The following is a 15,169-nucleotide window of genomic DNA, read 5'->3' on the forward strand; positions in this document are numbered from 1 at the left end:
ATTAAGGATATTATAAATAGACCTAGATGATGAGGAGAATCATAGGTTAGATAGTGATTGAATCATACAGTAAAACTACTGCTTTGATTTGAGGCTGTAAAATAGGATTACAGCCTCAATTCTAATCGTGTGGTTAGATGTTATTTGTTACGGGAAAACCTTGGTTACTTTATTTATCTCAATAACATCTGCAAAAGGAATGTTTTGTTTAGGGAAGGCTGCTCGTACCTTGCTCGTTAGTGTCTTGGAAAATGCACGATAGTTGATTTTCGCGACGACTGTGATTGGGTAGCTCATTCCTTCTGGTAATTTAAATGATTCCACGCGTGTTTCATCTGGGGATATACGCGTATCAGTTAAGATTTTTTCTACCCGCCAAGGTTTAAGACCAACAGACTCGCCATGCATATAACCCTCTTCTTTAACGAATATGCGGCTGTCTTTTGGCAGGTAACCATCATTAAGATGACCACTAACCAATTGTTTTACGCCTTTGCTATCCGTTACAACAAGATCGATCCATACTTGACGACGTGCGCCTCCAGGCATTTTGTGACCCGTATTATGGTTTGTGATTTTTACATCAATAGTACCGCCATCTTCGCTGGTTTCAACGTCGAGTAGTAGGGCGTTACGCAAGATATCACGACTGAGTTTTCCATGCTCTTTAGAGCGCATATCAGAGAAGTAATAGTTACCACCAATAAAGTTATGCGCAATCAAGTTTGGTTTAATTGGCCCATTATCCGTGGCTTGTCCTGGTACCTTTTTATCAAAATCAGTCATATCCATACGCATGTGGCAATCAATGCAGGTTTTGTTCTGTTCTGGATTATCCGGTGCGTTAAATTTAGACGCTTGCCATTCGCCATAATTGTTATTCACATTAGCACCTTGGCCGGGGGTGAATTCATTATGACAGGTTGCACAATATAGTGAGCTCTTGTACAGTTCTGGGTTCGAATAGCTGTCTTTGTGCTGCTGTGGTGATGCATTTATCTGTGCTTCAGCAGCGAATTTTAGCACTGGATTGCTTGAGAATTCAAACAGGTATTCAGCACGATCTTTTAAGTTAACTGTAAGGTCGGTATTACCGCCAGCGTCTTCCGCTTTAGTTATTCGATGACAGAAAACACAACTGGTGCCAGTTTCATCAACAGGTAGACCTTCCTTTAGTGCATCACGTAGACTCTGTCCTTCTTTTTCATACATGTTGTTAAGATGAGTCAAGGGTGCTTTATTGTTGTTAAGTAAGGTTTGCGGTGCATGACAGCCACGGCATAAGTTTCTAAATGGTTCACCTTCTGATTCTGCGGCTAAGTTTTCTTGGAAGCGGTAATAAGGGCTATCCATGTGCATCCCATGGTTAGAGTCTGCCCACTGTTTGTAGAGGGTGCTATGGCATGATTCACAGCTTGCTGAATTTAACCATTCGGATTTGTGAGTGAACTTACGTTCGTCATCAAAACGTAACCAGGTTGATAGATAAGGTAAGTTTTCTTTTGTTGTCACGTACATGTTTAATGCTGACATTAAGCGTACGATCTCTGCAGACGGTGATTTAGGATCAACTTTAGGTAGTTCTGGTTTTTTCGGGTCGGTCCCCATACCACCTTGGGTTTTTTGAATCATATCGATATAGGCTTCGATAGGGTCGCCAGCGATCATGGTTGCTAAACCTACATGTCCCGTCATGGCATTTTCTTTAACGTCTTTGGTGCCGTCGGCTAATAAGTATTTGTTAGTGAAGTTAAATCCGTCAACATGACAAGAGTTACAGCTCATCCAATAATCACCTGCCATGGCGCTGTTTTCAAATTTATCACTGTTGGCAAGATTAAAGAGTGTTTTACCTAAACGTAATTCTGGTGCGATGGGATCTTTATTAATTAATTTGGCAAATTGAGCGTTCGTTAATTTTACTTTGGCAAATGGACCTTTACCACTCACATCAAAACTCACTAAGTCGTGAGACATGGCGTTTTGAACATAGAGTGTACCGTCTTTTTCAATCAGGCTACGCGGATTAGTACCGGGAATATGGCGGTAAATTTGTGTCGCTTTCACACCGCCTTGTAATTTGGTACGGCGATGGCGTTTAGGTTTTTTACCTATTTTACCTTGGCGAGATAAATCAAACACGAGCAGGTCTTCTGAACCAGATAGAGTAATAAATACTTTTTTGCCGTCTTCACGGAACGCCACGTCATGTGGGTTAGACACAATACGCGTGGTATTGTTGTTTTCAATGATGTTTATTTGTTTGAATAATTGTTTACGTTTATCGACTAGTTCTTTTTCTTTACCTGGTGTTAGATCAAGTAACGAAATCGTTGGGAAGACGGTCGATTGAAAATGAAAGTCTTGTGTAAATGACCACAGTACATGGGGTAACCAAGCTTGTGTGCCATCTGGAGAGATCGCAATGTTATCTAATACACGCGGTTTACCTTGTGGTGTTGCACGAGAGCTATGTTCTGGGGTATCGGCAAGTTGAATTATTTTGTTTAATTCGAGGTTTGGTGTGCGCGTATTATAGATGGACACTTGGCCGGTCATGCTGTGAGTAACAAATAAACGCCCATCGCTAGCTAACGCAAGACCACGCGGTGTATCCGCCGTTTGTGTTGTCGCGGTTATTTTACCGTCGCTTGAAACGGTTATTAGCTGTTTCGCTTCAAACAATGTGACGTAGTATTGTTTGTTATATTTATCATAAACAATACCAAACGGGCGATAGCCTGTTTTGATTGTTTTAATGAGTTTAAGGCTTTTAGCATCAATGAGGTACAGTTGATCTGCAAGATAGTCACTGACTAATAATTGATTGTTAGTAGGGTCTAATGCAAGTCGACGTAGGTCTTTACCGAGGGCTTGTTCAGCTATTAGCTTACCGGTTTTTGCGTTAATAAGACTGACGCTACCTGCATCCATGTTTGCACTAATAAACTGCGTCCCATCTATAGATAGTAATAAGCTGTTACTTTTTGTATTTGAATAAGTAGTGCTAGCATAAAGCGAGTGGCTTGCTAAGAGTAGCAAGGCGAACATTAATTTAGGAAAAATATTTATATTCATAGATCTACGGCATCTTGGTGGGGAAAAGTGGTATTACGATTAAGAATGGTTATCATTATATCGCGTTGAGATCATAGTGCAATATTTGTAGCTATGATCGCGTGTTTAAATGATTTAGATCAAAGTAATATAGGTATAAATTTCGTTCGCCAAGAAAGCGGCCTTTAAATAATGCCACTAAATTGTCGTTAACGCGTTTATCAATGCTTAGTTTATTACTGCTTAGTCGCCAGTAGCCTTGTTGTTGGGCTTGGTAATTGCTACTACTTTGATAATGACGGTCTAAGATAACATGTTGTGGCAGGTTAGACCGTAAATTATCAATATTATAATTACTGATGATAATTTGCTGATTCTCTATTGTGTTAAAGAACTGAGTCGCTTGTAATACTGGGGCATTTTGTTGTTGGGTGAATTGTTTGATACTGTGATAACCCAGTGTCACGAGTAAGGTAATACTTAATATATATAGAGCGGGTCGAATACGCTGCGTTTGGTAAACGTGTTCCAAGAGTTGCGCGCAGATAATCGGTAGTAATAAACTAAAAACAGCTAAGTGACGGATATTCTCTGGATTCTGGCCTCGGATGATCCAGGCAAACCAACAGCACACGAGAATACTTAATCCACGGGTTTTTGGTAGATATAAACCAATGGTAAGCATCGAAGTTAATAATATTACCCCGAGAGTGGAGTAGGTATTTGTTAATGTCGTCAGCCACTGGCTCAGTCGCGAATCTGTTGTACTTGTAGTATTACCCCAAATAGTGAAGTGACCTTGGGTGAATCGCTGTCCTTCCTCTATATACGCCCAACCGTCTTGCATGAATACGTAGAGCGCACAAATGATGCCTACCAGGGTAATGCTTAATATCTGCCAACCGAGTCGTTTGTAGTTTGAGTATCGCTGGCTGTTGTAACAGAGAGCGAGCAGGAGCGCGCTGGCGACTAAGGGTAAATAAGAAGGCCGGGTTGCTAGGCATGCAGCCAGTAATAATCCGCTGATAATCGCGCTGAATGTTTGACTTTGTAAAAGAGGCTGTAATACACGGTGTAATTTAGTCTTTAATAAAAGGTTTGAGCCGAGCGGTAAATGAAAACGGGTTAATAATAAATATAAGCTAAAGAACCACAGAGCGGAAGCGTCTGATAAACCGTTTAAGGCTAATTCTGCAATGTTACCTTGCAGTAAAAAAAGTACAACTGCGAATAATGCAAATGATTTTATTCGCATACGTTGATAGCAATACACAAAAACAATGCAGGTTAACGCTATTGCAGAAAGGAAACTGAGTAAGACATTACTGTTGGGATGTGAACTTATCGCACTGATAAGTCGTTCTAGCCAAACAAAACCAGGGTAACCGGGAAAGTGAGGGCTAAATTCTAATACTGAAAAGTGGCTCAGCGCACGCTGAAAATAAAGCGCATCATCACTGCTAATATCAAAGCTATAATAATTGAGTAGGCCAAAATAGCCTGCAATGCAGGCTATTAAGCTAATACTAACGATTAAACCAGGGTGCCAAGGTTTATTACTTTGTTGGAGCATCAGGCAATGTAAATTGTAATGCAGCTTGTAAATTAGTGCGGTATTTAATGTAGCGCGTTACATCTGCAGGCTTTTGACCTACACCAAATACACCTGGATTACCAATCGACGCAAGGGCACCGCGAATGGCAATATCGGCCTGTTGACGATTATCAGCGGTTAAATCGGCAGCAAGTAAATCAATAAATAATTTACTTTTCACCACTAAGACTTTAGCCACTTGGTAGTCATTAATGTTTTGCTCTGCACCGTTGAGACGACGCATAACTTCTGCTTTTATCGTGGTGATTAATGCTGTGGTTACACCTTGTTGATCTTTATTGGTGATTGCTGTTTGCATTTGTTGATCGACAGCGAGCCCATGGTGTTCGTTGAAATAAACGAATTCTTTCTGCATCGAATCATAGGCAGTTTGTACTGCAGTATAATCATTTGCCGATAACGCTTTTAACAAGGCTTCTCGACCCTCTATTAATGGCTCTTTACCTGCGGCAGCATAAGAATAAGCAAAGCTTTGCGCACTAAATAATAATACGAATAAGCTTAAGATAAATGATTTTACCGTAATTCTATTGATTGTTTTAAGCGACATTTTTTTCCTCTGGCGTTTTTTTATCATCCATAATGCTTTGTACTTCAATCACTGTTTTTTCGTTACGGTGATCAAAGATCTGGCGACGATTATCTTCACCCTTAATAATACCTTCTGCCGCCATTAAGCCCATTTCCATTGCTGTATCGGTGAAGATGTAACGGAAAGTACCTTGGCGTCCAGTCATCACTAAATTATCAAATTGGTGAAGGTGCGTAATTGCGGCTTCGCGTTTGGCGTTATAACTCACGTCCATCATTGGATAAGCGTATTCGGTGTAAGTGGTAAAAAACTCACCGGTACTTACATCTGGCACTCCTAGGTGATTAAGATCTTGTTTTACGCGTTTTAATAGTTTGTCGTTGTCCATGTGCCAAACATCGTCATCTTTATTACACGGGATCTCGATCATCACCGATGTTTGTCCTTTGGGTGCCATGAATGGCGAACGACGACGTGGTTCTTGCAAACGCGTACCGATTAACTCTGGATCAGACAGGTACTGCCAAGTATTTTGTGACACGTTTTCTGTTGCCATAGGCATGTTGAAGAAGCGCAATGAACGATAAGTTAGGCCAGAATCAAACCCTGTTAAAGTACAAACCACAGGTAAAGGAATAGTGCCGACAACGTGATCACAGTTAATTGAGTATGTCTCACCGTTAAGTTCATAAGTGACGGCATCAATTCTACGATTATTTTTAAGCGCATTTCGGCCTTGTTCTAATGCGGTGATGTTAGCGCCTCGAACAATCGTTACACCTTGTTCTTGCAGTCTTTCTGCAAGTTTGGTGTACATTTGGCCAAAGCCGAGTTTAGGATAACGGTATTTTTTTGCGTAAGTACGTGGTGTGGCGCCACGCGTTGGAATTAAACGTCGAGCAACATCTTTTAAATCTAACAAACTAATGCGTTGCGATGCCCAGTCGGCTGATAATTGACGTGGGTCGATACCCCATAGTTTACCGGTGTAACCTTCAAAAAAGTTTTTGTATAAGGTGGTACCGAAGCGCGTTTCAATCCATTCTGCAAAGTTACTGGTACTTTGTTCACTTGGGCGTTTTTGGAAGGGTAATTTGAATACCAAGTCTACAGCCGCACCAGCTAATAAACTTAACGGTGCATTACGTAATAAGTTGCCAATTGCAAGCGGGTAGTTGTAGGTACGTCCTTTAAAACGGATCACACTGGTACGCTCTGCATACAGCAAATCGTCACTCATTAAGTCATCGATAAACTGTAATAGTTTCGGGTTTTTAGTAATAAAGCGATGGCCACCATAGTCAAAGCGGTATTCACCTTTTTCACCTTGGAAGGTTTGCGTTGCGCACATGCCGCCAACAAACTCTTCACGTTCTAAGATAGTTACTTGGTAACCAGCTTGATTAAATTCCCATGCGGCCATTAGTCCGGCTGGACCAGCACCTAAAATTACAATTTCTTTCGACATTATTTACTCAATGATTAATATGCTTTTTATTCTTACATGGCGAACATAAAGAGATTGTATTTATGTTCGCCACTCATTTTATTGTTTAAAACTAAGTTGTGGCTGTTTTAGCTGGCGCTTGGTATCCACGATGCCAAAACACAGTGAATATCGCTAAATAAGCGAACCAAATAACAAGCGGTAATAAATTCGGTGATGAATTATAGCCAAATAAAGCACGCAAGAAAGTACCAAATACGCCTTGGTCATCAAGGATATGGCTAATATCAAACACGGCAGTCTGGAAGACCGGTAATACATCTGCGCTTTGTAACATGTTACTTGCCGAAGACAATAGACCTGCGGCAATAATGATAATCAACAAGCTTGTCCATTTAAAGAATGCTTGTAGTGGCACTTTGCGGCTACCACGCATCAGTACGACAACCAATACCAGCGATGCGATTAAACCTGCGCCAGCACCGATCAACCCATCTTGTAGTGAGAAATTACCTTGACCTGAATACATTAACGCCGAGAAAAATAGCACGGTTTCAAAGCCTTCGCGCATTACTGCAAGGAAAGCCAAAAAGATTAAACCAAAGACATTACCTGTGGTTAAGATCTCGCGAATGTTCTCTTGCATGTTAGAGACTTGGGTTTTGGCTTGGCGTTGCATCCAAATGGCCATGTAGGTGAGTACCAAGGTCGCGAAGCCTAAAATACCCGCCATTAATAAATTACGGTATTCATGCGAGTCGAACTGATCGACAACGAACTGGAAAATGAAAGCGACAATTAATGAGGCAATTAAACCGAGCGCAACACCCAGATAGATAAGTTTGTTATGTTTTGATTGGCCAAGCTTTGCTAAGTAAGAAAGTATAATGCCAACGAGTAGGAAGGCTTCAAGTCCTTCACGAAAAGTGATTAAAAAACTGGCAAACATATTAAGACTTCCTAAAGAATTTGATTACAGTCCAGCGCCAAGCATGGCGAAGAACAAGCGGGGCAAGTAGCCATGAGCTGTAAAAATGAACATCTTGCATGAGTATACTGAAATTATTACCCGTGTTACCCCAAAAAGTAAGATAGATACCGGTAAGCGTACAAACAATGAGCAAATATTCGATAATGGTACCGGTTTGACGTAAGAATTTCTTTTTACTGTTTTGAATAAGGTTTCGGTGAGAGAGCCAGAAACTACCAACAAAAACAGGGAAGATACTGATACCTGCAAGCATATGCATCAGTAATACAGTACGCTCTATTTGCCATGGAATAGTAATAAATGGCCACAGTAAAAGTCCTGACAGGAACATCAAATATAATATCGTTTCGGCTTTCTTATGATGAAAAGCGAGACGTTTAAAATGACACTGTAAACGTGACCAGATATTATCACCGATTGGGGTTGCTACTTGAACTGACATGATAAAACCTTATTCATATCGACGTAATGAAAACGCAAAAAGGGCTGAGTTAATTCTCATCCCTTTTTACAACTTTTATTTTAATTTCGCAACACTTTCATTAGTCAAAACAAGTTAATTAACAAGTGTGTTGCGAGATGGCGTTCATTGCCAAAAGGGTGAGACTAGTTTGCACTAACCGATACTTTTGCTGCCATTGTTTGTGCTGTACCGTATTTACCGCCAGCACCTGTGATTTGGTGTACACCGTCATTATCTGAATCGGTAGTTGTACTGTTTTCCAACATATTTTCACCTGAATCACCAATCCATTCAGCTAATTGTTGGCCACCATTTACTACTTTCTTGAACCAAGCTGTATAACGCTCTGTTAAGTGTTGTAGTTCTAGTGCTGGAACATGTTCGCCTTCTTCATTTGCAAGGTGAAGTATAGTTTCACGTAAACCACCTGATATTGCCGCAGCAGTTAACGGTGTGTGGATTGTTGCTTTACCTGGCGTTTGTGCCCAAGTACCTAACTCTGAATCAAACATGTTTTTCTCTACCGCTAGGAAGATAGAACGTGCAGCTTGTTTGTAAGTGTCATCTTGTGTTGCAAGGTAAGCTGCAACTAAACCACGGATTGCAGCAAATTGTGCATCAAGTGATTGGTTTTTATCTACTGATTTACCAACTGTTGCGCCATCGTATACTAGACCGTTTTTCGCAACTAATGTATTAACGATGTAATTTGCTTGTGCTTTTATTAGACTTAGTGCTTGTTTACCTTGAGGTGTTTCTAGGTCAACATCACCGCCGTCTGCAGCTGCATAACCAACAGGTAGTGCATCTTGTGAACGTTGGTAAATAGATAGTGCTACGATGCTGTATGCAGCGTCAAATGTCTCAACTTTTGCATTTTGTTTGCCATCGTATTTAGTTACAAACGTACCAGCTTTCTTATTGAAGTGTAGATTTTCTAAATTTTGGAACGATAGGTTAGCAATGTTACTTGCAAGAGAAAATGCATCGTCAGCAGCTACATTGTTGCTTGTTTTACCATCGATATTTTGTTTCGGTGCTGCAGCAAATGGCTTGCCATCAAATACAGCTTTAAATGCTGGATTCTGTGCAGTATTCGCTGTGCGTTGGTCAGTAAATGCATAGAATTCACTTACAGGCCATAATAACATCCAAGTATCACGTAGTGATGATGAACCATCTGTAACTGTTAATTTACCGATGTTATTTGCGTTGTTCTTTTGTGTTTCTTTAACTGCTACTTTGTGTGCAAACCAGATTGGGTTTTTAGATGCATCGTAGTTAGGACCGAATTTAACACCTAAGTTTTTACCGTCAAAGCCAAGCTGTTCTTGAAGGATGAGTAGTTTATCGATTGACATTTCAGTTAATATCATGCCGTTGAAACCATCGGCAGCAGATACACCAAGACTGTGTTTACCGTCTTGATCCATTGTGCTTGATGTTGCTTCAACTTCTTCATCTGTTGCTGTAACGTGCATGCCGCCTAAGAAATCTTGTGACCACATGACTTCTTTAAGGAAAATGCTGCCGATTGCACCTGGGTTTAAGGCTTTATCGAAACTTGCGCTGTCCCACGCTAGTGTTTTGTAATCACGGAAGTATGCTGGAGTAATTGTTTTATGGGTTGCTGCGACACCTGTTGCAGATAACACTTCAATTTCTTCACCACCCACTTTTGTTATATCTACTTTACCTACAAATTCAGGGTTACCTGAAACGTATGGTACCGAAATAGGATACATGTTTAATGGAATCTCTTCACTTGGGAAGCCTACTGCGTCAGCAAGTGAGATGAAGCGTTTACCTAAGTCAGCAAGAGAGCCGCCACGCGCTTGGTTAACGGGACCATTAACTAGGTGAGGACCCATAGTAGACTGGTAGTTTAACGCGTACATCGCTTCTTCTGAATACTCGTAGCTTTCAATACCCGCTGCGTAATCGAATGCAGTTGGTTGATCAACTTGGTTCGGATCTAAAACATCAAGGTCTAAACCGAGAGCTTCAGCAAGTGGTTCACCTGATAATTCAAATTCTGTATATGCAAGAAAGTTTGCAGCAGGAGAAAGAGTTTTATCAAGTACTTTTACATTTGCAGCATGTGATGCAAATGAAGCAGTAAGTAACGCTGAAGAGATGGCAAAGCAAAGGGCAGATTTTTTCACAACAAATCCTTTTTATTTTTATATATAGACTACATTATTTTAAAAATAGACTATGTCTTAATGAGAATAGTTCGTATTATCCATATAAATATACCAAATGCAACTCTAATTGATAATAATTACTATTTATAATGATCTAGAGCAATCTGTTTTAAACTCGCGTAATAGTTGAACAAATTCTGTGGGTGCGCGATCGAGATCATCGTTCGGGAAGTAAATATCATAACCAAGCGTATTATGGAGGTACTGCATTCGGTTAATAAACATGGCTTGTAGTCCTCGATAATTATGGGTTACTTTTACGTCTGGATAAAGCATATTATCGGCATTGCCATAGAGGGTCGAGTTGGGTGCTGTGAGCATGATAAGGGCTCTTTGCTCTAATAACATGTGAGATAAAGTGGGTAGGGACGCGCTATTGATAAGATGCTCTCGGTGTTTGAGGCGGATACCTATGTAGGGTAATTCTTTTAACTCTAATCCCTCATTTATCTTTGGTATATCGATTCGTTGTATATCTTCCCAAAGGATAGTAAAACCACCTCGTGAGGTGAAATAATGAATCCCTTCTTTTGTCAGTGAGAAACGGTAATATAGGTCATTAATTTTCACGATGCCGACAATTAACAAACATATGCCAATAATAAGCGCCCCTGCTGCCAGAGGAAAATAGAGGTAATTGCCTGTGTCTGCGGATGTAGTTAACAACGAAATAATACTGCTGAAAATTAACAGGGCTGCAATAATCGTCACTGTTATGCCATTACGTTTTGCGATAGGCCGTATTAACATGAGGTTCCTCCTCGCTAAACGCTATTATTTGTTTTCTATAGGTAATAATAGCTCAAATATAACGCCTTTATCACCCGATAAGTTTTTCGCATTTATGTTGCCGTGATGGAAGTCGCTAATTAGCTTGACAATATGTAAACCCAAACCTAGATGTGGTGTCTCAGATTGTTGGCGTATGGATACCATAGAATCAAATAGCTGCGAGATATTATCGCTACTAAAATGTGGACCTTGATTTTCAATCGTTAATTTTAGTTGTTTATCTTGTTTGGTTAGGGTAAATACAATGGCGTCATTGACTGGCGAGAAGTCAACGGCATTGCTGATGAGTTTATCAAGTAATTGTACGATGAGTTCTGGTGCCAAATTGATAGCATACTCAAGGTTATTATCATACTTTAATTGAAACTGATAACTGTTATAAACCTGTCGATAAGCTTCCGTTAACTCTTCTAACATATCGTCTAATGGGACGATTTGCCATTGCGCATATTCTAAACTTTGTTCCAACCTATTCGCTTCACTTAGGGCATTTAATGTCTGGCTTAAGCGATTAGTACCTTGCATTGCGCGAGTGAGATATTTCGTTGCTTCTGGATCTAAATTTGATAGTTCCATATTTTCGAGTGATGTTCGAATAACGGCAACAGGTGTTTTCAATTCGTGAGAAAGCTTATCTGCCAATGTGGCCAGATAGTCAGTGTACTTACCTTGATTAATAGTCAGTTGTTGCATCACTCGGGATAAATCGCCCAATTCATCAGGGAGGCGACTGGCGGCTGGCACTGCCATTATTTTACCGTCGCTATCGATTGCTGCGCGGTAGTGTTTCTTCATTTGAACAATACGCCAAGACAAAGACGAGGCAAATGCAAATAAGCCAGTCACAATAACGGCGATGATAGTAAACAGTAATATCAATAACTGGTTTAACGCGTCGCTGGCAGAGAGTAAACTTTGTCGTGAATCTTGTACTGCAACAACATAGAATTGTTGGCCATTAACGATAATCACTTTACTATTAAGTTGCTTATTAATCGGTGAGTCTTGATACCAAGCTGTTTGTTCTAATTGCTGTGGTGATCTCCAGCGGCCTAGGCTAGTTGGTTCTCGCCAATAAGGTAAGGAATCTGAAGTGAACAACTTATTGTAGATGGTGTGCATTAACCAAGATGGTTCTTCTTGGATATCGTCATTTTCTAAACTATCGTCTGTTACTTGCTCTGCATTTAGTTGTCCAACCAACCAATATTGACTATTGAGTAGGTATAAACTGAGACCCGGTTGTATATAGTTAGCGAGTTGCTGATTTAATGCCCACTGTTCACGGACTAAACTACGCTCGTACGTTGTCGCTGGTTTCGATTTAAAGTGTTGATTTTGTTGTTGGTCATTAAGCACGAGATCAAACCCAATCGCATTGCTTGCTAGGTTAATCGGTATTGCGATTTCAATATTATAATGACCATCTCGCCATAACCATGTACCTGCATCTCGACTTGTTTTCATCGTTTTACTCATATTATGCATTTCTACCCGGCCAGAGCCTTGCGGATTGATCTGCCAACGTGAAATAAGCCCGGTATTATTGATACTGCGAATATTGAGCTGGTCTGCGATTTTTTTTGGTTGCATAGGGTTAAAATAATGCGGTGTTAGAGCGGAGGTCTGAATTAAGATGTAGAGTAATTTATCATTTGCAGCTAATTTAAATTTAACTGTTGTGGATGGTTTGGCTTCTGTTGATAGCCCAGCTACATAATTATAGGTATTAAGTTGAAACCAAGGTGTGGTTATATTTTCCCAATCACTTTCTTCTCCATCAAACCCATCTAATAACATTTTACTGTCAGTGAGCGGGGCGTAATAGTTGCCTTGGTTGGTATTAAGGTTAGGGTATTGTGATTGATTAAGTTTACGTTCTATTTGCTGTGCGGCGGCGGTCATTTTTACATCAAGTAACTGACTATGACTTTGACGTAAACTCGTTTCTAAAACACTCACGCTTTGGCAGCCCGCCCATGGTAGTAATAGCATTAAGCTGGCAACAAGTAGCAGTTGAGTTTTTAGACTAAAGTGAATTATCACTCCATGACCCATCGATAACCCATACCATAAGCTGTTTTTATGGCGTTGAATTCGCTATCGATGTGGCTAAATTTCTTACGTATACGTTTGATGTGCGTTGTGATCGTATTGTTATCTAATACCACATGTGCAGCATCCATGAGCTGGTCTCGGTTTTTAACTTGGCCAGGGTGCTTAGCAAGTGTGTGCACAATCCAAAATTCGGTTAAAGTGAGTATCACAGGCTGCTCTTGCCAGTAAGTTTCAATACGTTCAATATTGATGCGTAATGAACCTCTACTGAGTACTTGTTCATCTGCGGATTGTGGCTTTTTCAGTGCTTGAATACGACGAAATAATGCAGAGACGCGCGCTAATACTTGATGAATACTGACGTCTTTTGTTAAATAATCATCAGCACCAAGGCGTAATGCTGAGATCTCATCTAACTCGCTGCTGCGCGCGGTTAAAAAAATAATTGGAAGCGTCTCTGATAATTGTCGTAATGTACGGCAGAGGTCAAAACCGCCTTCGTATTCATCTTGTAAACCGACATCGATAATCGCCATATCAGGTAACGCAAGGGTAAAAGCAGCGAGTGCGTCTTGGCGGTTATAAAAAAGTGAAACCCGATAGCCAATACGTTGCAACGCATCACGATAATTTTCTGCGATATTGATTTCATCTTCAACGAGGGCAATATGTAATTGTTGTTTTATCATTCGGACTAACTCATAAGTCGATAACAGGGAGGTACGCTTCTATATAGTACTATGTTATCAAGGATAAAAATATTAATACAGCCTTTAGCAACCCTGTCGAGATTCATATTACTTAAGCTTTTTAATAACAGGTCAATATGGCGGGAAGTGTTGATCTTGAAGTATATGTTTGATTAAAAATAAAACCAACACAGCAGCAGTTGCTATCACTGTGTTGGTTTTATATCGAAAAGAGTCGAGGCGTTAAGCTACGTCAGCTTGTCTTATCCAACGTAAATGGTTATTCCGTTTTCTCTCAACAATACCAAACGATAGAAACTCTTCGAAAGCGTGATCGATTTCTTCTATGCTGAGTTGTAGTATGTCTGCAATGTATTTTTTCGAGCATTTTAAATCTTGTTCTTGCGCAGCTTGTAAGATGGCAGAAGACCTGACTGACATTTGTTTTTCAATTAATAAGGACTGATCTTCTAATTGAGGTGGCGCTTCAATTTCAATATAGCTTTGCGTTGCTAAAAGACGTAAATGCTCAGCTTTATCTGCTTTCTCTTGTTCTTTTTTACGGCTAATTGAATGGCGGAAACGCAGTTCCTCACCTATTAAACCAACAAAGAAAGCTGCAAAAATATCAAGTAATACCGATAAGAATATGACTAACCATGATTGTGCATCTTCTGTTGTCGTATTCAGAATTTTTGCAAGGCTTGCGATCAAACTGATAACAGACCCTTTTTCAGAGACCGGAACGCTATCACGCTCAATTCTAAGCTGTGTTTGCTTTTCACGTAGAACTTGATTTTCTTTCTGGATCCGAGAGACACCAAGCGAAATCATTTGTAGCTCTAGGTATTTATCTGCAGCTTTATTATTAAGTGCAATTTCATCGTCGATCGCGGAAATTTGCAGAGTAATTGCATTTACTCTGTTATCGCGTTGATCAACATACTGTTGTGCCACATTGGTTGCACTGTTAATGCCGCCAATACTGCCACCTATCGAAATAATGGCAAGGATACAATAGAATCCAAGTGCGATAAATGCGGCATGAAATGCTTTGCGAGCAATACGCTCACCAAATTCATACCAAGCAAAAAATTTACCGAGTTCGAAAATGACGGCCAAACTGCCGAATAAAATCTGCATGAGTAATTTATCGTGAATAGATAAAAAGAGTAGCAGTGAGAATATTACTGACGCAGTGATGGCTGCGCCAGTAAAGGCATACAGGCTGCATATGGCAAGTGTGCCTTTAGGGCGGCGTGTATATGTTAATGAAGAATCATGCATAACGTATCTTAAAGCAGAAAAGTGACTAATT

The 15,169-nt window shown here is 40.2% G+C and carries 11 protein-coding genes; all 11 read right to left on the minus strand.

The window, feature by feature from the left end:
- Positions 1 to 147: 147 nt before the first annotated feature.
- The 11 genes from HWV03_RS09360 to HWV03_RS09410 all read right to left on the minus strand — a co-directional run bounded on the left by HWV03_RS09360 (position 148) and on the right by HWV03_RS09410 (position 15,138).
- Entirely contained in the window at positions 148 to 3,078 is a 2,931-nt protein-coding gene (locus tag HWV03_RS09360) for a multiheme c-type cytochrome (RefSeq protein ID WP_211679451.1), read from the minus strand.
- 91 nt (positions 3,079 to 3,169) lie between these two features.
- Positions 3,170 to 4,630, minus strand: coding sequence for a hypothetical protein (locus HWV03_RS09365; protein WP_211679452.1), 1,461 nt, complete (start codon positions 4,628 to 4,630; stop codon positions 3,170 to 3,172).
- The gene (locus tag HWV03_RS09370) at positions 4,614 to 5,222 is read right to left on the minus strand and encodes a hypothetical protein (RefSeq protein ID WP_211675122.1); all 609 of its coding nucleotides are present in this window, start codon (positions 5,220 to 5,222) and stop codon (positions 4,614 to 4,616) included. The genes HWV03_RS09365 and HWV03_RS09370 overlap by 17 nt, the downstream gene beginning before the upstream one ends.
- Positions 5,212 to 6,672, minus strand: coding sequence for an FAD-dependent oxidoreductase (locus HWV03_RS09375; protein WP_211679453.1), 1,461 nt, complete (start codon positions 6,670 to 6,672; stop codon positions 5,212 to 5,214). Before HWV03_RS09375 ends, HWV03_RS09370 begins: the two co-directional genes overlap by 11 nt.
- Positions 6,673 to 6,763: 91 nt before the next feature.
- Positions 6,764 to 7,600, minus strand: a complete 837-nt coding sequence (locus HWV03_RS09380) for an FTR1 family iron permease (protein ID WP_211679454.1) — start codon at positions 7,598 to 7,600, stop codon at positions 6,764 to 6,766.
- 1 nt (position 7,601) lies between these two features.
- The gene (locus HWV03_RS09385; protein ID WP_211679455.1) at positions 7,602 to 8,084 is read right to left on the minus strand and encodes a hypothetical protein; all 483 of its coding nucleotides are present in this window, start codon (positions 8,082 to 8,084) and stop codon (positions 7,602 to 7,604) included.
- Between the two features lie 164 nt (positions 8,085 to 8,248).
- On the minus strand, positions 8,249 to 10,270 hold the full coding sequence (locus tag HWV03_RS09390; protein WP_211679456.1) for a hypothetical protein: 2,022 nt from the start codon (positions 10,268 to 10,270) through the stop codon (positions 8,249 to 8,251).
- Between the two features lie 126 nt (positions 10,271 to 10,396).
- On the minus strand, positions 10,397 to 11,062 hold the full coding sequence (locus HWV03_RS09395) for a DUF2982 domain-containing protein (protein ID WP_211679457.1): 666 nt from the start codon (positions 11,060 to 11,062) through the stop codon (positions 10,397 to 10,399).
- A 24-nt stretch (positions 11,063 to 11,086) separates the two neighbouring features.
- Positions 11,087 to 13,150 (minus strand): ATP-binding protein, encoded by a 2,064-nt coding sequence (locus tag HWV03_RS09400; RefSeq protein WP_211679458.1) that lies wholly within the window; start codon positions 13,148 to 13,150, stop codon positions 11,087 to 11,089.
- Entirely contained in the window at positions 13,147 to 13,851 is a 705-nt protein-coding gene (gene pdsR, locus HWV03_RS09405) for a proteobacterial dedicated sortase system response regulator (RefSeq protein WP_211675129.1), read from the minus strand. The genes HWV03_RS09400 and pdsR overlap by 4 nt, the downstream gene beginning before the upstream one ends.
- 243 nt (positions 13,852 to 14,094) lie before the next feature.
- The gene (locus HWV03_RS09410; protein ID WP_211679459.1) at positions 14,095 to 15,138 is read right to left on the minus strand and encodes a Preprotein translocase subunit SecY; all 1,044 of its coding nucleotides are present in this window, start codon (positions 15,136 to 15,138) and stop codon (positions 14,095 to 14,097) included.
- Positions 15,139 to 15,169 lie beyond the last annotated feature (31 nt).

Source organism: Moritella sp. 36 (genome assembly GCF_018219415.1).
Lineage (GTDB): Bacteria > Pseudomonadota > Gammaproteobacteria > Enterobacterales > Moritellaceae > Moritella.

Coding starts and splice junctions, on each gene's coding strand:
- HWV03_RS09360 (WP_211679451.1), bottom strand. CDS start 3,078: ATGAATATAAATATTTTTCCTAAATTAATGTTCGCCTTGCTACTCTTA.
- HWV03_RS09365 (WP_211679452.1), bottom strand. CDS start 4,630: ATGCTCCAACAAAGTAATAAACCTTGGCACCCTGGTTTAATCGTTAGT.
- HWV03_RS09370 (WP_211675122.1), bottom strand. CDS start 5,222: ATGTCGCTTAAAACAATCAATAGAATTACGGTAAAATCATTTATCTTA.
- HWV03_RS09375 (WP_211679453.1), bottom strand. CDS start 6,672: ATGTCGAAAGAAATTGTAATTTTAGGTGCTGGTCCAGCCGGACTAATG.
- HWV03_RS09380 (WP_211679454.1), bottom strand. CDS start 7,600: ATGTTTGCCAGTTTTTTAATCACTTTTCGTGAAGGACTTGAAGCCTTC.
- HWV03_RS09385 (WP_211679455.1), bottom strand. CDS start 8,084: ATGTCAGTTCAAGTAGCAACCCCAATCGGTGATAATATCTGGTCACGT.
- HWV03_RS09395 (WP_211679457.1), bottom strand. CDS start 11,062: ATGTTAATACGGCCTATCGCAAAACGTAATGGCATAACAGTGACGATT.
- pdsR (WP_211675129.1), bottom strand. CDS start 13,851: ATGATAAAACAACAATTACATATTGCCCTCGTTGAAGATGAAATCAAT.
- HWV03_RS09410 (WP_211679459.1), bottom strand. CDS start 15,138: ATGCATGATTCTTCATTAACATATACACGCCGCCCTAAAGGCACACTT.